At 63.9% G+C, this 20,045-nt stretch carries 13 protein-coding genes; 6 read left to right on the top strand and 7 right to left on the bottom strand.

The window, feature by feature from the left end; genetic code table 11:
- Nucleotides 1-140: 140 nt before the first annotated feature.
- Nucleotides 141-1,148, top strand: a complete 1,008-nt coding sequence (ltaE, locus tag AAGS40_RS22200) for a low-specificity L-threonine aldolase (RefSeq protein WP_345815010.1) — start codon at nucleotides 141-143, stop codon at nucleotides 1,146-1,148.
- A gap of 278 nt (nucleotides 1,149-1,426) precedes the next feature.
- Here the strand turns inward: ltaE and AAGS40_RS22195 are convergent, their stop codons facing one another.
- Entirely contained in the window at nucleotides 1,427-2,794 is a 1,368-nt protein-coding gene (locus AAGS40_RS22195) for an MFS transporter (RefSeq protein ID WP_345816544.1), read from the bottom strand.
- A gap of 850 nt (nucleotides 2,795-3,644) precedes the next feature.
- On the opposite strand from AAGS40_RS22195, the gene AAGS40_RS22190 reads away from it, so the two are divergent.
- Nucleotides 3,645-6,098, top strand: coding sequence for a glycogen/starch/alpha-glucan phosphorylase (locus AAGS40_RS22190; RefSeq protein ID WP_345815009.1), 2,454 nt, complete (start codon nucleotides 3,645-3,647; stop codon nucleotides 6,096-6,098).
- Nucleotides 6,099-6,188: 90 nt separating this feature from the next.
- Here the strand turns inward: AAGS40_RS22190 and AAGS40_RS22185 are convergent, their stop codons facing one another.
- Nucleotides 6,189-7,277 carry a hypothetical protein gene (locus tag AAGS40_RS22185; protein ID WP_345815008.1) on the bottom strand — a complete coding sequence of 363 codons (1,089 nt, stop codon included), beginning with the start codon at nucleotides 7,275-7,277 and terminating at the stop codon, nucleotides 6,189-6,191.
- 287 nt (nucleotides 7,278-7,564) lie between these two features.
- On the bottom strand, nucleotides 7,565-7,954 hold the full coding sequence (locus AAGS40_RS22180; protein ID WP_345815006.1) for a DUF6232 family protein: 390 nt from the start codon (nucleotides 7,952-7,954) through the stop codon (nucleotides 7,565-7,567).
- Nucleotides 7,955-8,443: 489 nt separating this feature from the next.
- On the opposite strand from AAGS40_RS22180, the gene AAGS40_RS22175 reads away from it, so the two are divergent.
- The 4 genes from AAGS40_RS22175 to AAGS40_RS22160 all read left to right on the top strand — a co-directional run bounded on the left by AAGS40_RS22175 (nucleotide 8,444) and on the right by AAGS40_RS22160 (nucleotide 15,337).
- Entirely contained in the window at nucleotides 8,444-9,973 is a 1,530-nt protein-coding gene (locus tag AAGS40_RS22175) for an efflux transporter outer membrane subunit (protein WP_345815005.1), read from the top strand.
- Nucleotides 9,974-10,066: 93 nt separating this feature from the next.
- Nucleotides 10,067-11,347, top strand: coding sequence for an efflux RND transporter periplasmic adaptor subunit (locus AAGS40_RS22170; protein WP_345815003.1), 1,281 nt, complete (start codon nucleotides 10,067-10,069; stop codon nucleotides 11,345-11,347).
- 10 nt (nucleotides 11,348-11,357) lie between these two features.
- Nucleotides 11,358-14,684, top strand: coding sequence for an efflux RND transporter permease subunit (locus AAGS40_RS22165; RefSeq protein ID WP_345815002.1), 3,327 nt, complete (start codon nucleotides 11,358-11,360; stop codon nucleotides 14,682-14,684).
- A complete protein-coding gene (locus AAGS40_RS22160) occupies nucleotides 14,681-15,337 on the top strand; it encodes a TetR family transcriptional regulator (protein ID WP_345815000.1) in 657 nt (218 codons plus the stop codon). The genes AAGS40_RS22165 and AAGS40_RS22160 overlap by 4 nt, the downstream gene beginning before the upstream one ends.
- 98 nt (nucleotides 15,338-15,435) lie before the next feature.
- On the opposite strand, the gene AAGS40_RS22155 is transcribed toward AAGS40_RS22160, so the two are convergent.
- The 4 genes from AAGS40_RS22155 to AAGS40_RS22140 form a co-directional block, all read right to left on the bottom strand.
- Nucleotides 15,436-16,599, bottom strand: a complete 1,164-nt coding sequence (locus tag AAGS40_RS22155) for a porin (RefSeq protein ID WP_345814999.1) — start codon at nucleotides 16,597-16,599, stop codon at nucleotides 15,436-15,438.
- A 300-nt stretch (nucleotides 16,600-16,899) separates the two neighbouring features.
- Nucleotides 16,900-18,015 (bottom strand): succinylglutamate desuccinylase/aspartoacylase family protein, encoded by a 1,116-nt coding sequence (locus tag AAGS40_RS22150; RefSeq protein WP_345814998.1) that lies wholly within the window; start codon nucleotides 18,013-18,015, stop codon nucleotides 16,900-16,902.
- Nucleotides 18,016-18,307: 292 nt separating this feature from the next.
- Entirely contained in the window at nucleotides 18,308-19,090 is a 783-nt protein-coding gene (locus AAGS40_RS22145; protein ID WP_345814996.1) for an ABC transporter substrate-binding protein, read from the bottom strand.
- A gap of 294 nt (nucleotides 19,091-19,384) precedes the next feature.
- Nucleotides 19,385-19,636: a hypothetical protein gene (locus AAGS40_RS22140; protein WP_345814995.1), complete on the bottom strand. Its 252-nt coding sequence runs from the start codon at nucleotides 19,634-19,636 to the stop codon at nucleotides 19,385-19,387.
- Nucleotides 19,637-20,045: the final 409 nt, after the last annotated feature.

The raw sequence follows: 20,045 nt of genomic DNA, 5'->3' as shown, positions 1-20,045 counted from the left end.
GTGTCGCTCAGCAGCCGGCGCCGTATCGAACCAGCAGCAGTCGCGGCGGCACGCCGGCCGGCCGTTATCGGCCGTCATTCCCGAACGCACAAGCACGTACAGTACGTACAAGCACGCCCAGGCACGCATAAGGACCCACCATGATCGATCTGCGCAGCGACACCGTAACCCGTCCTACTCCGGCGATGCTTGCGGCCATGTCCGCCGCTGAAGTAGGCGACGACGTCTGGGGCGACGACCCCACTGTGCTTCGTTTGCAGGCCACGGTTGCCGAGCGCGCCGGCAAGGAAGCGGGGCTGTTCTTTCCGAGCGGCACGCAAAGCAACCTGGCGGCGCTGATGGCGCACTGCGCGCGCGGCGACGAATATATCGTCGGCCAGCTCGCGCATACCTACAAGTACGAAGGCGGCGGCGCCGCGGTGTTGGGCAGCATCCAGCCGCAGCCGCTCGAAAACGCCGCCGACGGTTCGATCCCGCTCGAGAAGATTGCCGCCGCGATCAAGCCCATCGACAACCACTTCGCGCGCACGCGTCTGCTGGCGCTGGAGAACACCATCGGCGGCAAGGTGTTGCCGGAAGCTTATGTCGCCGAGGCGGTCCAGCTTGCGCGCGAACGCGGTTTGTCGGCTCATCTGGACGGCGCGCGCGTGTACAACGCGGCGGTCGCGTCGGGCAAGCCGGTTGCCGCGCTGTGCGCGCCGTTCGATTCGGTGTCCATCTGTTTTTCGAAGGGGCTGGGCGCGCCGGTCGGCTCGGTGCTCGTGGGCAGCCGGGCGCTGATCGACGTCGCGCATCGCTGGCGCAAGGTGCTGGGCGGCGGCATGCGCCAGGCCGGCGTGCTGGCGGCAGCTTGCCTGTACGCGCTGGATCACAACGTCGAGCGTCTCGCCGACGACCACGCCCACGCCGCGCATCTTGCGGCCGGGCTCGAGTCGATCGCGCACGTGAAGGTGCAATCGGTCGCGACGAACATGGTGTTCGCGCAGTTTCCGCAGCAACACTGCGCGCCGCTCGAAGCGTGGCTGAAGGAACGCGGCATCCTCACGCAGATGCTGTATGCGTCGCGATTCGTCACGCATAAAGACGTGTCGCGCGACGACATCAACACGTTCCTCTCCGCCGTAAAAGGCTATTTCGCCGCGCATTGACCGACGACGCACGTCGCGGATGCAAAAACGGGCGCGCTGCGTTAGCGGCGCGCCCGTTTTGTTTGTTGGCCGGTTCATTGAGCCAATCGCTGAGCCACTTACTCGGCTAACTGTCGAGCCGGTTACCGAGCGACTACCGAGCCACCACCAAGCGGCAACCGAACCAACTACCGCGCCAACTACCGCGCCAACTACCGCGCCAACTACCGCGCCAACTACCGCGCCAACTACCGCGCCAACTACCGCGCCAACTACCGCGCCAACTACCAAGCCCGCCGCTACTTGGCCGAAGCCCCCGGCTGCACGCCAGCGCGATGCGACGGCGCCAGCAGTCGCAAGCCGCTCGCGAGGCTCGCCGCGCCAGCGAAGAAGGCGCCTGCGCCGAGTGCGAGCGTCGGCCCATGCCGGCCCGCAATGCCGAAGCTCAACGCGACCAGCGCCGCGCCCGTGGTCTGGCCCAGCAGTCGCGCCGTCGCGACGATGCCGCTCGCACCGCCGCTGCGCTCCGGCGGCGCGCTCGCCATCAGCGCCTTCAGATTGGGCGACTGGAAAAAGCCGAAGCCCGCACCGCACACGGCCATGCGGATGCCGATATCGAGCACGTGTGGATGCACCGGCAATAGCGCGAGCGACGCCATCCCCGCCGACATCACCGCAAGACCAATCGCACCGAGCAGGCCCGGCGGATAGCGATCGGACAGACTGCCCGCGAGCGGCGCAGCCAGCGCGACGACCACCGGCCACGGCGTCATCAGAAAGCCGGTTTCAACCTGGCTGCGCTGAAGCACGTCTTCGAAATAAAACGGCAGCGACACGAACGCGAGTCCCTGCGCAGCGAACGAGCAGACAGCGGTCACCGCCGACAACGCAAACACCGGCCGCTTGAACAGATCGACCGGCAGCATCGGCGCGGGATGGCCGGCTTCACGCCGGATCAGCAACAGACCAAAGATCACGGCGACGGCCGCCGCGCTCAGCACCAGCGGTGCCGAAGCGCGCTGCGCGGCCTCGCCGAGCGCGAAGATCAGCGCGGCGAAGGTGACAACGTTCAGCAGCGCGGCGACCGGATCGAAGTTGTGCGTCCCGCGCTCCGTGTGCGGCAGCGCCGGCCACGCGAACGCGAGCGCGACGACGCCGAGCGGCACGTTGACCGCGAACAGCCACGGCCAGTTGGCGACCGAAAGAATCAGCGACGCCACCGTCGGCCCGACCGCAAACGAGAAGCCCACGACCAGCGCGTTGATGCCAAGGCCGCGTCCTAGCCGGTGCGGCGGAAACAGATAGCGGATCAGCGCGGTATTCACGCTCATGATTGCACTCGCGCCGAGCCCCTGAAGGATGCGCGCGGCGGTCAGCATGGGCAGCGTCGACGCGAGCGAGCATGCAAGCGACGCCACGGTGAACACGGCAATCCCCGCGATATAGATGCGCCGATGCCCGACGATGTCGCCAAGCGCGGCGAGCGGCAGGAGCGTGGCAACCATCGAAAGCTGATAGGCGTTGATGATCCACACCGACGCTGCGGGCGCCGCGTGCAAGTCTACGGCAATGGCGGGCAGGGCAGTGTTGGCGATCGCGGTGTCGAGCGTGGCGAGCGCGACGGCAAGCATGATCGCGATCATCGCGCGCCGGTTGGCGGCGGACATCGGGCCGTCCGCGAGAAGGGGAGAAGCGCTGGGTTTATCGGACAAGACGCGGCTCGTCGGGTTAGGCATGCCGTTGGGTGCGATCGCTTGGTGGAGCGGCGCACCGGCGGCAGCGTTGCAAGGGGTGGAGTGCGCACGGAGCCGTTCGAAAGGACGATTGACCGGTCGAAAACCTTGGTCGGGAGCCTTGCTCGATCAGCGCTACGCGGCGAACGGAACGATTGTTACAGAGACGTGGAATTCCTGCTCGGCGCAGCGCAGCTCAATCTGGCTCGACATGGCCTGGCTTGACTCCAGCAGGCGCAGAGCGGCACGAGGCGGTGGGATGCGGCATTGCGCAGGCCGGTCCCGGTTGTCACGAGCAATCCCGACGCCCCGTAAAAACGCAACTAACGGCCAATCCCGCCCGGCGACGTCGAACTGAGTCGCCCACCCGATGGCACACGTGACTGTGGCATTCAGTCTGCAGAGGCGGCAAACCGATTCTAACGACGCATTGCAATCCAGCCATTCATCCACGCGTCATACGTCGAAAAAATAATGCGTTGCGCCCAAAAATTTTTGCTGTGCACTGTCGCGGCTTGCCGACGATCGCGTGCCTGTTTTTTGCAGAACGATGCACGCGCTCGGTGCCTTACGCAGCCTGCTTGCACCGCTCGCGTGCGAAAAACCGGCGGCTCTGCGCCTGTCTGCGGGCATGGCATGTGCGTGGTCAAGCGCGCTCGCCTGCCAGTGTCCGGCGGCCTTAAAATGTTCTACTCTGTTTCTTAACCCGCCCGACCGGCACGCGCCTCCCGTCCGTCATCTGGGCGGTTCGCGTATGTTGCGTCTTTCTTCCCCGGAGGCTTCGATGACAGCCGTCGATCTGGAATTCGACCAGCTCAACAGTACCGTCGACGCGCTACGGCGCTCAATTTCCAACCGCATGATGTACGGCGTCGGCAAGGACGCCGTCACCGCCCATCCACACGACTGGCTGCACGCCGCTGCGCTTGCCGTGCGCGACCGGCTGGTCGCGCGCTGGATGAAAACCACGCGCCTGCAATATGAACAGGACGTGAAACGCGTCTACTACCTGTCGATGGAATTTCTGATCGGCCGGACCTTTACGAACGCCTTACTGGCGCTCGGCATTTACGACCAGATGCGCGAAGCGCTCGCGAGCCTCGGCGTGGACATGGACATGCTCACCGAAATCGAGCCGGACGCCGCGCTCGGCAACGGCGGCCTCGGCCGGCTCGCAGCGTGCTTTCTCGACTCCATGGCGACGCTCGGCATTCCCGGCTTCGGCTACGGTATCCGTTATGAATACGGGATGTTCCGCCAGGAGATCGTCAACGGCGAGCAGGTCGAAGCGCCGGACTACTGGCTGCGCGCGGGCAACGCGTGGGAGTTCCCGCGGCCCGAAGTCACTTACATGATCCCGTTCGGCGGCCGCACCGTACAGCGCGGCGAGCGAACCGAATGGATCGACACCCAGCATGTGAACGCGACCGCTTACGACACCGTCATTCCCGGCTACGCGACCAGCGCCACCAATACGCTGCGTCTGTGGTCGGCGCGCGCGACAGAAGAACTGGATCTCCGCGCATTCAACCGGGGCGACTACCGCAACGCGGTCGACACGAAGAACATGTCGGAGAACGTGTCGCGGCTGCTTTATCCGGACGACTCCACGCCGGCCGGCCGCGAACTGCGTTTGCGCCAGGAATACTTCTTCGTGTCGGCGACGATGCAGGATCTGATCCGCCGCTATCAGCGCACGCACAGCACGTTTGGCCGCTTCTCGGAAAAGGTCGCGGTGCATCTGAACGACACGCACCCGGTGCTGGCGATTCCCGAACTGATGCGTCTGCTCGTGGATATCCATCACCAGCCATGGGACAAGGCGTGGCAGCACGTCACGAAGATTTTCTCGTACACGAATCACACGCTGATGCCCGAAGCGCTCGAAACGTGGGACGTGGAAATGCTGGCGCGCCTGTTGCCGCGCCACCTTGAAATCATCTTCGAGATCAATGCGCAGTTTTTGAAGCACGTGAGCGAACAGTCGGGGCATGACGCTGAAATGATCCGCCGCATTTCGCTCGTCGACGAATACGGCCAGCGGCGCGTGCGGATGGCGTATCTGGCGATCGTCGCGAGCCATAAGGTGAACGGTGTGTCCAAGCTGCATTCGCAATTGATGACGCGCGACATTTTCGCCGACTTCGCGCGCATTTATCCGGACCGCTTCACCAACGTCACGAACGGCATCACGCCGCGGCGGTGGTTGTCGCAGGCGAGCCCGTCGTTGTCGTCGCTGATCGACAGGCAGATCGGCACGCACTGGCGCAGCAATCTGTTCGAGCTGGAGCAATTGCGCGAACTGCGGCACGACACCGCGTTCGTCGATGCTTTCCGCGAGGCGAAGCGGCAAAACAAGCTGCGTCTCGTCCAGCGGCTCGCGCAGCACACCAAACTCACTTTCAATCCGGACGCGCTGTTCGATCTGCAGGTCAAGCGCATTCACGAGTACAAGCGGCAGCTATTGAACGTGCTGCATGTGATCGTGCGCTACAACCAGATTCGCGCGAATCCCGAGCGCGACTGGGTGCCGCGCGTGGTGATGTTCGCCGGCAAGGCGGCGTCCGCCTACCGGATGGCGAAGACGATCATCAAGCTGATCGGCGACGTGAGCCAGAAGGTCAATCACGATCCGCTCATTGGCGACCGGCTGAAGGTGGTGTTCGTGCCGAACTATGGTGTGAGCGTGGCCGAGCTGATCATTCCGGCGGCCGATCTGTCCGAGCAGATTTCAATGGCGGGCACCGAGGCGTCGGGCACCGGCAACATGAAGCTCGCGCTCAACGGCGCGCTGACCATCGGCACGATGGACGGCGCGAACATCGAGATCTGCGACGCGGTGGGGCGCGAGAACATCTTCATCTTCGGCCATACCGCCGACGAGGTGGACAGCCTGCGCGCGAGCGGCTACCGGCCGCGTCAGGTGTACGAGGAGAATGCTGAACTGCGAATGGCGCTCGATCAGATCCGTTCGGGCTACTTCTCGCCGGAAGACCCGGTGCGCTTCTCGGACATTTTCCACACGCTGGTGGATTGGGGCGATCACTACATGGTGCTGGCGGATTTCGCGGCTTTTGCGAAGGCGCAAGAAGACGTGGACGCGCGCTTCGTCGACAAGCGCGCGTGGGCCGAGAGCGCGATCGCGAACGTTGCGGGAATGGGGCAGTTTTCGTCGGACCGTACGATTGCCGAATATGCGCGCGACATCTGGCATGTGAATCCGGTCGAGATCGATTGAGCGAACGCGCATTGCACGAAAGGCCGTGCGGTCCATCAGGACCGCACGGCCTTTTTAATCTGCATGGCTGAGTGACGCCGTTTCACGCGGTCACGGAGTCAGTGATTCGACTTGGGTAGCGGAGTGCAGGCCGAGCTCACGACGCGTGAAGTCGAACAGCACGTCGATATTCTGCATGCCCATCAGGCCGATCACAATACGGTTCGCGCCCGCTTTGGCCTTGACGATCGTGACCTGCGCGTCCTGATAGCGATGCACCCAGTTGCCCGAACCGACCGCCGCGTTGTAGTTGCCCTGGTTGAGGACCTTGCCGACCTCGTCGTCGCCGGTCCAGTTCGGCGCCTTGTCCATTTCGATGCGGATCATGTCGGTGTTCGCCGTGGCGAACACGAGCGGCGCGCAAAACGTCATCTTGTCGCCGACGTTCACGCAGCCGCGTGGCCACTGCATCGTGCCGTCGGTCAGCACGGTCATCGGCACCATCGTGTAATTCTTTGTGATTGCGCTCGACGGGCTCAGCACGAGAAAAGGCTTCGCAAAATTCGCGTGCACCAGATAACGCTCGCCGACGTTGCCCGGCAACGCGCGTAGCGGTTGCGTGCAGCAGATGTCGTCCGGCTGTGCCGCGCCGACGCCGAGAAGCCCGGAGAACGCCCAGCCGAATTCGGCTGTAAAGCCGTCCATGCCCACGCAACGCTTCATGCCTGGTTGGCAGTTCACGAGCGTGACCGCCTGCGCGTTGACCTGGACCGGTTTCATGCCCGCGATGCTGAACGGCACGCCGACGGCCGCGCCCGTTACCTGCGCGCCGTTCGCAAGCGGCAGGGTGCTTTGCGGGCCGACGCCCGGATAGCGGGTGCCGGGCAGCACGGACTTGAGCACGCGCACGCCTTGCGTGCCGGTGTCGAGTGCGAGGTAGACGGGCTTGCCGTCGAGCTGAACCGGCAGGCCAAGGCGCGCGTGGTCCTGATCGGCGCGTTCGACCTGCAACGGAATCAGCAGGCCGTCGTTGCCGCCGTTGATCAATGAAACGCTGGGAGACGGCGGCGTCGGCACCGGAAAGTTGATGCCGCAGCCGGCGAGCACGAGCGCCGCGCCGGTGAAGAGCGCGAGGAGATTGAAACCGCGACGACGAAGGATCAGACGCTGGCGTACGGCGTCGAAACAGGAGCGGGACATAGGAGCACGCTTTGCAAAAAGCGTCTCCCTGGCGAAGGCGGGGCAGCGTAAAGCGCGCCGGGATGCCGCACAGAGCGGCGCTTTCTTGCGCCCACATGACGTAGGCGGCAAGACCGGCGCGTTTGCAAGGCCTGCGGGAGGGAGCACGCAGTAATGGAAGCGCCGACTCTACATCCCGGCTCAGAAGCACTTGCAAAAATATGTCAACGTCTAGACGACGCGGTAAATAACATGTGTGCGTGCTGATCTGTATCAGACATCGGCGCGCTGACCGCGCGCGCCGCCGCTCAAACCTTCGGCGTGACGGCGGCTGCCTTCGCCTCGTTCACGGCCGTGCCGACGCGTTCCACGAAGTCCCGGTCCGTGCTCATCAGCGCTTCCCGCTCGCCGACGGCGGTGGTCACCATCAGGCGATGGGTGACGTCCTGCGTGGCCCATGTGAGCCAGCCGACTACGATCAGCATCGTGCCGCACACCATGCCCGCTGGCGAGCGAAACAGGCCGCCGACCAGTGCGCCGGCGAGTCCGACGACCGAGATGGTCACCGGCAGCACCTTGTTCTTCGGCACGGTGACGACTTGCACGCGCAGGATGTCGCGCAATGGGAAAACCTGGCCGGCGGACGAAAGCGCATTGCGCGTGACCGATACGCCACGGTCATTGAAAGGGGTTTCCATCGAATCGATACAGGCGGTTGCAAAGGGCGCAGCGTACCAGACTTCGAATGGCCGGCGTAAGCTGGCCCATTTCGCGCGGCTCCTCACCCGCGCCCTGTACATGGTGAATCGCGGTGGGCGTCATGATCTGTCAGCGTCGGCCTGCTGATCGTCGTTTGTCCGATCTGGCGGGTGGTCATGCGACGCTCGGAGAACGCCTCGTCAGCACAATATTTTATATTGCGCTATGTTGCGCTATGTGCGGCGGCCACCACGGTTTCCAGTTGACAGGTCAGGCCTTCAATTGCCTTTTGATTCGTTTTTGTAGTTAGGCATCCGAAATAAATGTCATGATTTTGTCGGGCTTCTTATCCAGCGGATAGGGGAACACGATTGAGGACAGATCGGCGGATTTCACGGATCGCGTTTCGGCACGACCCGCGCTTGCGATGGCGGCCGGCGATAAAAAGCGGCACGACGTTGCTTCTTGCGACGTCGCTCGCGGCCTGCATGGTGGGCCCCGACTATCGCAAAGCCGAAGTGCAGGTGCCGGCATCGTTCAAGGAAGGTGTCGAGTGGCAACGTGCCGACGCGAATCCCCAAGCGGCGATCTCGAGCACGTGGTGGCGCATGTATGGCGATGACCGTCTCAACGGTCTGGTCGAACAGGCCTTACAGGCAAATCAATCGATCGCGGCGGCGGAGGCCGCCTATCGCGTGGCGCTCGGCATCGTGGAAGCCAACCGTGCGAGTCTGTTCCCGGTCGCCACGGTTGGTCTGTCCGGTGCGCGCTCCGGCGGCAATATCGTGGGGCTGGCGGGCGCCGCGGGCGGCGCGACGACCGCGGGCGTCGGCGCCGGCAACAGCGTGGTGGCCGACGGGTCGCTTAGCTGGGAGCTGGACCTGTGGGGGCAGATACGCCGCGAGATCGAGAGCGCGAAGGAAAGTGCGCAGGCATCGGATGCGCAGCTCGCCGGCGAACGCATCTCGATCGCCGCCAGCGTGGCGACGGACTACTTCCAGTTGCGGCAAGCCGATTTCGACGTGCAGGCGCTCAGGCAGCAGCAGGACCTGTACGGCCGGATTCTCTCGATGGTGCAAACCGGGTTCGCGCAAGGCAGCGCGTCGGGTGACGACGTGCTGAACGCGCAGGAGAATCTGGAGGTGGTGATCGCCGATCTGCAAACCACCGAGACCACGCGCGAACAGGACGAACACGCCATTGCCGTGTTGACCGGCACGCCGCCAGGGGCATTCAGCATTCCGGTCGATCCGGACTATCGCTTCGCGGTGCCGGCCGTGCCGCTCGCGTTGCCGTCGCAACTGCTCGAACGGCGCTACGACGTGGTCAGCGCCGAGCGCACGGCGGCCGCGGCCAACGCCAATATCGGCGTGGCGGAAGCCGCGTTCTTCCCCACGCTCACGCTCTCCGCGCAAGGCGGCTTCGCGCACAATACGCTCGCCCATCTGTTCACCGCACCAAGCCGTTTCTGGACGCTCGGCCCCGATCTCGCCGCGACGATCTTCGACGGCGGCGCGCGCACGGCCGCGGTTCATCAGGCCCGCGCGACCTACGACGAAGACGTCGCGAACTACCGTAACACCGTCTTGACGGCTTTCCAGAGCGTCGAGGACAGCCTTTCGTCGATGAACCATCTGCGGGCGCAGGAAAGCGCGTTTGCCAACGTGCTCACCAGCAGCTCCAGACTGTTTGCGAGCGAGCAGGCGCAGTTCGACGCTGGAGCGGTCAGCCAGCAGAACGTGCTGACGCAACAGCTGACGCTGATCCAGGCGCAGCAGAACCTGCGCGACACGCAGGCTCTGCTCGCCGAGAGCAACGTGATGCTGGTCAAGAACCTCGGCGGCGGCTGGCCAGGTGCGGATTCGGACGCGGCCGTCAGCCCGCTCACGAGCCCCAACACGAGCCCCAACACAAGCCAGACCGCAGCAGTGAATCCAGGCGCGCCGGCCTCGCCGCCCGTTGCTTCCCCGCTTTCTGAAAACGCCGTACGGCCTGCGATGCAACGGGCCGCCGACTGAATCGCAGGCTCTCTCATTCGATCCGTCAGCGTGCGGGCCGGCATCCACGGATGCAGCCCGCGCATGCCGGCCTCAAGCAAGAACGGAGTCCTCATGAAGTCACGTCCTCAGCGCGCGCCGCTGTCGTATCTGTGCCTGATCGTACTCGCCGCCTGCTCGAAAAGCGCGCCGCCACCGCCACCGCCACCGCAGGTCGCGGTGGTCAATGCGCAATCGCAATCGGTGCCGCTCGAGCGTCAGTTCGTCGGCCGGCTTTCGCCTTATTTCAGCGCAAACGTGACCGCCCGCGTGTCCGGCGTGCTGTTGCGGCGCGTCTACACCGAAGGCGCACCGGTCCGCGCGGGGCAGGTGCTGTTCGAAATCGATCCGACCTTTTACCGCGCGCAGCTGAACAACGACCTCGCGGTGCTCGCCGAAGATCAGGCGACCTACGTCAATGACCGGATCACCGCCGCGCGCAACCGCAAGCTGCTGCCGGTCGGTTCGGTTTCGCAGCAGACCGTCGATAACTCCGACGCCGCCGAGCGCAGCGCCGCAGCCAAGGTCAAGGCCGACGAGGCGACCGCGCAGAGCGCGCGGGTGCTGCTCGGCTATACGCACGTGAGCTCGCCGATCAACGGCATTGCCGGGCAGCAGCAGGTGACGGTAGGCGCGGTGGTCGGCAACAGCACGTCGGACACGGGCGGCAGCGGCACGCTGCTGACCACCATCCAGCAGATCGACCCGATGTACGTGAACTTCACGATCAGCGCCGCCGACCTCGCGACGCTGCAGCAGGCGCAAAGCGATGGCTCGGTCGAACTGACGCAGCAGAATCGCACCAAGGTACGCATCCGGCTGCCCAATCGCGCGCAGTACAGCATGGCGGGCACGCTCGATTTTTCCGACGTGACGGTGAACGCCGCCACCGGCGCGGTGAATATCCGCGCGCTCGTCGCGAACCCCCAGCGGCGTCTGCTGCCCGGCATGTACGTGACGCTGACGGTCGACTTCGGCCGGCAGAACAACGTGTTCCTGATACCGCAGCAGGCGTTGCAGCGCGACACGGTCGGCGCGTATCTGCTGGTGGTCGGCGCGAATGGAAAGGTCGCGCGTAAAGACGTGGACGCAACCGACAGCTTCGGCAACTCGTGGATCGTGACGCGCGGTATCGCGAACGGCGATCAGGTCATCGTGACCGGCGCGCAGGTGGCGCGGGAGGGATCGACGGTGAAGACGGTGCCGTGGGAACCGCCCGCTCCGGCGACGTCGGCGGCTTCGGCGGGATCGGTATCGGCAGCTTCGGAGCCGGCTGCGGCGTCGGCGGAGACAGCCGGATCGGCGACAGCAGCGGCCTCCCCGGCATCCCCGGCCTCGGCCGGCGTGGCGCATTAGGAGACCGCCCATGCCGAGTTATTTTATCAATCGTCCCGTCTTCGCCTGGGTGATCGCGATCCTGATCTCGCTGTTCGGAATCATCTCGGTACACGGCATGGGGATCGATTCCTACCCGGACATCGCGCCGCCGGAAGTAACCGTCACCGCGCAGTATCCGGGCGCGAGCGCCCAGACAATGGAGTCGACGGTGACCCAGGTGATCGAGCAGCAACTCACCGGCATCGACAACCTGCTGTACTTCAGTTCGACGTCCAGCTCGAACGGCCAGACGCAGATCATCCTCACCTTCGCAACGGGCACTAACCCCGACATTGCGCAGGTGCAGGTGCAGAACAAGGTCACGCTGGCTCAGCCTCTGCTGCCCACGCAGGTGACACAGCAAGGCGTGATCGTCGCGAAAGCAAGTCCGGACATTCTGCTGTTCATTGCTTTGCAATCGAGCAACCCGGCCATCGACGGCGGCCGTCTGGCCGATATTCTCGCGTCGCAGATCCAGCCCGCCATCGGCCGCGTGACGGGCGTCGGCAACACGACGTTGCTTGGTTCGGAATACGCGGTGCGCATCTGGCTCGACCCCGACAAGCTGCAAAGCTATGGTCTTTCCACGACGCAGGTGCTCAATGCGGTCACTGCGCAGAACGCGCAGTTCGCGGCCGGCTCGCTGGGCGCGGACCCCGCCGTAAAGGGACAGGTGTTCACGGCGAACGTGACCGGCGACAGTCTGTTTTCGTCGATCAAGCAGTTCGAGGACATTATCGTTCTGTCGAACAACGACGGCACTACGGTCAAGCTGAGCGACGTGGCGCGCGTTTCGTTCGGCTCGCAGACTTATGGCCTCGCCTCCGTATTCGGCGGCAAGCAGGCCGGCGGCATGGCCGTATTCCTGCTGCCGGGCGCCAACGCCCTCGCGGTGGCGAAATCGGTGAAGGCCGAAATGGCCGTACTGGCGCGCGACCTGCCCCAAGGCGTTTCATGGAGCGTGCCGTACGACACCACGCCGTTCATTACCGCATCGATCGTCGACGTGATCCGCACGCTCGTCGAAGCAATCGTGCTGGTGTTCTTCGTGATGCTGATCTTCCTGCAGAATCTGCGCGCCACGATCATTCCAACGCTCGTGATTCCGGTGGCGCTGCTCGGCACCTTCATCGGCCTGTCGGCGCTGCATTACACGCTCAATCAGCTCACGCTGTTCGGCATGGTGCTCGCCATCGGCATCGTGGTCGACGACGCAATCGTGGTGATCGAAAACGTCGAGCGCATCATGACCGAAGAGAAAATGGAGCCACGCGCGGCGACCCGCAAGGCGATGGGCCAGATCACCGGCGCCATCATCGCGATTACCGTGGTGCTGTCCGCCGTGTTCATTCCGTCCGCACTGCAGCCGGGCGCGACCGGCATCATCTATGCGCAGTTCGCGCTGACGATTGCCGTGTCGATGGGCTTCTCCGCGTTCCTCGCGTTGTCGTTCACGCCTTCGCTGTGCGCGGCGATCCTGCGGCCCGAGCACGCGCAGAAGAAGAACGCGTTTTATCGCTGGTTCGACCGCACGTTCGACTGGACCACGAAGAAGTATCTCGGTCAGACCGGCCGGGCGGTGAATCACGCGCCGCGCTGGATGATTGCGTTCGTTCTCGTCGTCGTGCTGACGGGCTTTCTGTACACGCGGCTGCCCACCAGTTTCGTGCCCGACGAGGACCAGGGGTTCGCGCTGGCGCTGGTGAATCTGCCGTCGGGCTCGACGCTGCAAGCCACCGATCATGTGATGACCGAACTGCGCGACAAGCTCATGCACAGCGCGTTCAGCAAGGAGATCGTGGACATTTTCCAGCCGGAGGGTTTCAGTTTCGTCGGCACGAATGAAAACGTCGGCATGTCGTTTATCAAGCTCGCGGACTGGGACAAGCGTTCCGACACCGCGATGAAGCTGATCCCGCAGTTCAACCGCATTCTGTCGAGCGTTCCCGATGCGCAGGTTTTCGTCGTGAATCTGCCGACTATCCGCGGCTTGAGCCAGTTTGGCGGTGTGGACATGTATCTTCAGGCGCGAGCCGGCCAGTCGCGCGACGAGCTTGGCGGCGCCACGCGCACGCTGCTCACGAGCGCATCGAAGAGCCCGGTGCTGTTCGGCATTCGCCCGAACTCGCTGCCGAGCGCGCCGCAGCTGAGCATCGCGGTGGACCGGACCCAGGCGCAAGCACTGGGGCTGTCGCTGACCGATGTGTACGACACATTGCAGATGGAGCTTGCGCCGTTCTATATCAACCAGTTCACCTACGGCGGACGCGTGAAGCGCGTGTACATTCAGGCCGATGCGCCTTACCGGATGAACATGGACGCGTTCCAGCATCTGTACACGCCGGGCGCGTCGGCCGGCGCCGGGGTGGGCGCGAGTGCGCCGTCCGCGGCCAGCAGCGTGAATGCGTCGAATGAATTCGTCACGCCGGTCGATCCATCGCCTGCCAATAAATCGATCGCGCCCTACAACATGGTGCCGCTTTCCAGCGTCGTGAACGCGAAGTGGGCGTTCGGGCCGACGGTGCTGCCGCGCTACAACGGCTACTCGGCGGTCGAGATCGTCGGCAATTCCGCGCCGGGTCATTCGACGGGGCAGGCGATCCAGACGCTGCAGGACATGGTCAATCACGAACTGCCGCCGGGCTTCGCGGCGGACTGGACCGGTCAGTCCTACCAGGAACTGCTGTCCGGCTCGTCGGCGACAACGCTGCTGATGCTGTCGATCGTGGTGGTGTTCCTGTGCCTCGCGGCGCTGTACGAGAGCTGGTCGATCCCGGCCGCGGTGCTGCTGGTCGTGCCGCTCGGCATGCTCGGTATGCTGGTCTTCTGCCTTTCATTCGGTGTGCCAAACGACATCTACTTCAAGATCGGACTGGTGACGGTCATCGGCCTGGCAGCGAAGAACGCGATCCTGATCGTCGAATTCGCCGTGGAAGGGCAGGAGCGCGGCCTGACGTTGCGTGAGGCCGTGCTGGCAGCGGCCCGGCTACGGCTGCGCCCGATTCTGATGACTTCGATGGCCTTCATTCTCGGCGTGTTTCCACTCGTGATCTCGTCGGGCGCGGGCGCCGCGTCGCGGCACGAGATCGGCACCGGCGTGATCGGCGGGATGCTGTTCGCGACGTTCCTCGGGCTGCTGCTGATTCCGGTGTTCTACGTCGTGGTCAGGCGGCTCCTCGGCGACAAGCTCGACGAGGTATCGCACAAGCTGCCTCACCACGACCGCGATAACGACGATGGAAGCACGCCGGATGCAGCGCATGACGGCGCTGCGCCGGGCGGTGGCGGCAACGGCGGAGCCGGCGGCGCGCGATGAGACGGACCCGGCAACAGGCGCTGGAAACACGCGACCACATTCTCGACGCCGCGGAGCGCGTGTTCTCCGAGCATGGTGTCGCGCGTGCGTCGCTCGAAGACGTCGCCGAGCGGGCGGGCGTCACGCGCGGCGCGATTTACGGGCACTTTCGCAACAAGGCCGAGCTGTTCGTCGCGATGACCAACCGCGTGATGTTGCCAATGGAAATGCTGGTCGCGGCCTCGGTGGATGCGAGAGAGTCCGATCCGCTGGGCAGGATCCGGTTGCTGCTGGTGTTCTGCCTCGACAAGGCCGTCGTCGAGCCGCACAGCCGCCGCGTGTTCGAAGTGCTTTTCAACAAGTGGGAGCACACGCGCGACATGGACCCGGTGCTCGACCGCCAGCGCAACGCGGCGCGCAACGGCAGGAGGCAGCTCGAACTCGGTCTGCGCAACGCCATCGCGCGAGGCCAGTTGCCGCCCGACCTGAACACGGAACGCGCCGCGGGTGTCGTGCATGCGTTTCTTGGCGGCGTGCTGCGGGACTGGCTGCTGGAACCTGGCCCAATCGTGCTGCCGCGCGACGCCGAATATCTCGCGGACGTGTGCATCGGCATGCTGCGGCATTCGACCTCGTTGCGACGGGGCTGCGACTCCACACACTCGTGCGAATGAGTGCGCAGATGCAAAAAACGCCCCGCAGGGCGTTTTCTTAAGGCGGCCACCGTGAGCGCCGCAGCAGAAAGCTCGCGCTTCCTGCGTGCGGCTCGCGCTCAGAACTTGTGGCGGATGCCGACGCGGAATGCGAGCTGGTTGTCCGAACCCGTGCCCGACGTGTTGAAGTAGCTCGTGCTCGAACCGATCTGCGCCTGCACGTCCGCCGTGCCGTTGCGGCCGGCGGCGATCTGGTAGATGCCCAATGCGTACACGTCCGTGCGCTTGCTCAGTGCGTAGTCGACGCTCAGATCGGCCTGATTCCAGTGACCGCGGTTCGCGTCGCCCAGATGCATGTACGTGTAGCCCGCCGCAGCCGTGATGGCCGGCGTGAACGCGTACTTCGCGCCTGCTTCGTAAGCGGTGAAGGTCGTCGAGCCGCCCGTGATCGGCTCGAAGCGCGTGTTCGTGTACAACGCCCACAGCGTCGCCGCGCCGATTGCATAACGGCCGCCCACGCCGAACGTGCGCAGATCGCGGATGTTGCCGGTCGCGACGTTGGCGATCGTCGTCGAGAAGGCAGGGGTCGACTGGCTCGGGTAACGGATGTCCGTGTACGCCGCGCCCACGCCGAACGGGCCGTTCGCGTAGTTCACACCGAAGCTGTAAGCACGCGACGAACCGGCGACCGGTGCAGCCGTCGTGCCGGTTGCCGGCGCGCCCGCGAATGCGCCAGCCTGGTTCGAGAAGCCGTACAACGCGCCGAAAGTCAGCCCCGAGAAGTTCGCGCTGCTGAACTTGACCGAGTTGTTGATACGGCTGGAAGTCAGCTGGTCGACGTCGTTGATGTGGTAAGCGTAGTTGCCGGCGACCGTCTGGCCACCGTTCGCGTAGCTGCCGCCCAGATAGTCGGTCGAGAACGAGTACTGGCGACCGAACGTCAGCGAGCCGACATTGTTTTGCGACAGGCCAACGTAGGCCTGGCGGCCGAACAGCGCGCCGCCTTGACCCAGCGTGCCGTTGCCGCTGTTAAAGCCGTTTTCGAGCACGAACAGCGCCTTAAGACCACCGCCCAGATCTTCCGTGCCGCGCAGGCCCCAGCGGCTTCCCTGAGCGACGCCGTCGTCGTACTTGAAGAGGTTGTCGTGACCGGTTGCAGTCTTCGAGTTGTTCACGTAGCTGATACCGGCATCGATAATGCCGTACAGCGTCACGCTGCTCTGTGCGTGAGCGGCGCCGGCAAAAAGGGCGAGGGTAGCGGCGGCAAATACTTTTTTGTTCAAAACACGTTCTCCGATTAAAAAATAAGCGATCGCGACGCCGGCTCTCTGGCAAGGTCGTGCGATGGCCCGCAATTTAAGGGAACGCAGAGTAAGGTATGTGACAGCTTGGCTGATACCTGGAATGTGTCGCGCCGGCGCGACACTTGATCGCTTTACCGGTTCAAAACGCGCAAGGGGCGTTGCGCATACGCTATCTGCTGGTCGTGCTAAAGGCGTGAGCGCGGCGATGGGCGTAAAGCGCGCGCGGGCGCTCCGGCGAGCTTTCCGGCGCAATCCGGAAAGCCCCAGATTGACACGTGCTTAATTGCTCAGCAGCGAACCGCTGCGGAACGCCGTGGCGCCGGCGATGCGCGCGAACTCCAGTCCAGCCGTAGCGAATCGCGTCAGATGGCGCGCGTACAGCACGCCTGCCACGGTGCTTTTAACCGTGACGACACGGTCCGTGAGCGGATCGACGATATCCGCAACCTCATGACCGGCTTCGACCCAGGTGCCCACTTCACAGCGATACACCAGCACGCCGCTGATCGGGGCGACGAGCGGCTCGGCGCCCGCGAGCGGCGTGGCCTCGAACTGGAGCGGCGGTTGCGGGGCGGCTTCGCCGTCGATCACGCCACGCGTGGTCAGATATTCGATGATCGCCTGGGCGTCGTGCTCGGCGTAGTCGTACGATACTTCGCGCTGGCCGCGCAGTTCGATCGTCACCGAAATCGAGCCGTTCGGGATCGGGAAGCGGTCGCCGTAACGGCCGCGCAGATCGGACCAGCAAAAGCTGTGAATCTCGTCGAACGGATTGCCTACCGAGTTCAGTGCGAGCAGCGACGCTTTGGCGTCCAGGTAGCGCGCTAGCGGCTCGACTTCCGGCCACAGGTCGGGATTCGTGTAAATGTGCATCGCGGCTTCCCAGTCGCAGTGCAGGTCGAGCACGACGTCGGCATCGTACGAAAGCTTTTGCAGCGCGAGACGCTGCGATTCGAGTTCGGTTTCCGGCTTCTGCGCATCCAGCGCTTCGCGCATGGCAGCGCGAATCGCTGTGCGGTTGGCGTCGGCGTTGTCGGTCAGACGCGATTCGATGCCCGGCTGGATCAGCGCTGCCAGTTCGTAGAAGTTGCGGTTGAAATTCTGCGCCGTGCCAGTTTCGAAGCGGCCGGACAGATGGCCGAGAAAATGCTGGTTCAGCCCGATCGGGTTGGCGACCGGCACCACCACGACTTCGCCGCGCATCTTGCCGGCCGCTTCCAGCGTGGCGAGCTTGCGGCGCAGTGCCCACGAAACGAGCATGCCGGGCAATTCGTCCGCATGCAGCGACGACTGGATGTAGATCTTCTGCCCGCCGCCAGGGCCGTAATGGAAACTCGTCAGATTGCGGGCGGTGCCCAGCGTCGGGGAGATCAGCGGGTGGGATTGGGTTTGCATGTCTGTTCAGATCCGCGGGCATCGGGATGTGCCGCGCTATGTCGTTGATTTCAGGAGGAAAGCAGTTTCGTTGAATGATTGCGCGGAGGGGTCGCTGCGAGCCTCGCTCATCCCTTCCGGCCTTGTCTCGATCGCACGATCTTAGCCGATATGCGGCAAAGGGGGGCGGGGAGCGCGACTGCGTCGACACCGCAGCCAGAAAGCCGCGCACGAAACGAAACGGGCTCCGCGTGTTGCGGAGCCCGTTTCTTATACCAGCCGGCGAGCGCGCCACTGGGCGCGCTGGCGAGACTTAGCTGCCGTACACGTCGAAGTCGAAGTACTTCTTCTCGAGCTTCTTGTACGTACCGTCCTTGATGATGTCGGCGATCGCCTTGTCGACCTTCGCCTTCAGATCCGTGTCTTCCTTGCGCATACCGATGCCGGCGCCGTTGCCGAGAATTTTCTCGTCGACGAGATCCTTGCCCGCGAACTCGTAGCCCGCGCCGCGCGGCGTTTTCAGGAAGCCGATCTCGGCTTCCACGGCGTCCTGCAGCGAGGCGTCCAGACGGCCCGACAGCAGGTCGGCGTAGACCTGGTCCTGGTTCTGATACGGCACGACCTTCGTGCCCTTCGGTTCCCAGTAGGTTTTCGCGTAGGTTTCCTGGATCGTGCCCTGCTCGACGCCAACCGTCTTGCCCTTCAGCGACTCAGCCGTCGGCATGATGCCCGAACCCTTCTTCGTGACGAGGCGCGTCGGCGTGTTGAACAGCTTCGACGAGAACGCGATCTGCTCGGCGCGTTGCGGCGTCATGGACATCGACGAGAGCACGCCGTCGAATTTCTTCGCCTTCAGGGCCGGAATCATGCCGTCGAAATCGTTTTCCACCCACACGCACTTGGCTTTCAGACGCGCACAGATTTCATTGCCGAGGTCGATGTCAAAGCCAACGAGCTTGCCGTCCGAACCCTTGGACTCGAACGGGGGATAGCTGGCGTCAACGCCGAAACGGATGGTCGACCAATCTTTAGCGTGTGCGCCAATCGAGACGGTGGCAAGCAGAGCAACCGTCAAAGCCGCTAGCAGTTTCTTCACTGTTTAACTCCTGGGTGGTAGTTCAAATACGCCCGCGCGCGCTGATACCGCCGCGGGGCGCCCGGTGCGAATGACAACCGGGTCTGGATTGAAGCCGCCGGCCGGGGCGGCCAGCAGCGCGCGCCAAGCTTATCAGTTCAAAAAGATTGGGTAGCTAGTAAAACACCGGATGGCGCGAGAGGATAGCTTCTAAAGCGGGAATCTGGTGAAGACTCCACCGCCATGTCGGTGCTGTGAGCATGATCCCTCCGCGTGGTTCGTCGGCTTGCCCGTCCGGGTGCCGGGTCCAGGTGTTTAGCCCTTACTCAGCGAATCAGCGCGCGTGGCATCCACACTGCCGCACCAGAGCACGCCCTTGTCCATCATCGCGGATTCGCGCGCGCTCATGCCGGTGCAAAACGCGTGCGTGTCCGGCCAATCCTGCGTGACGCGCTGCGCGCGCGCGAGCGCGGCCGCGTTCATTTCACTCTGCAGCCAGCCGCCAAAGCCCGCGATCGAAACCGCCGCGACCGCGACCAGCATCCATTCTTTCTTTGTCAGGCGCATGATCCGTTTCTTCTTCTGACTGTGCGCAGCCCGGTGCTTGCCGTTCCGCACGGTTCGCGCTCTCCGCAGGCAGGCGCCGACGGTGCACGAGTCATTAATATCGGCATGCACGCGATGCTCCTTTAGTCTGCGTTTATATCTGGCGAGCGGCTCGTTGCAAGCGTTAATTCAGCAAGCGGAGTTTGGCGGTTTTCAATTCTGTCCGCGCTATTCCTCTGCTTTATTACGTTACTTACCGCGACTTACGTTTGAAGTCCGGCGCGTCAAATTAAAGATTTCACATAAACTGCCGTTAAAATATCGGCGAAGCGTATCGCTACGGTGCGAACCCTGGAGCAGTGCAAAACTTTGGTGAGCGCGCACCCAAAATGTTCTGCATGGCGCTATCATCGTTGCTCGCCGCGTCACG

The organism is Paraburkholderia sp. PREW-6R (genome assembly GCF_039621805.1).
Taxonomy (GTDB): domain Bacteria; phylum Pseudomonadota; class Gammaproteobacteria; order Burkholderiales; family Burkholderiaceae; genus Paraburkholderia.
Note: the sequence above shows the minus strand (reverse complement) of the source record. Positions and strands in the feature narration are given on the sequence as shown.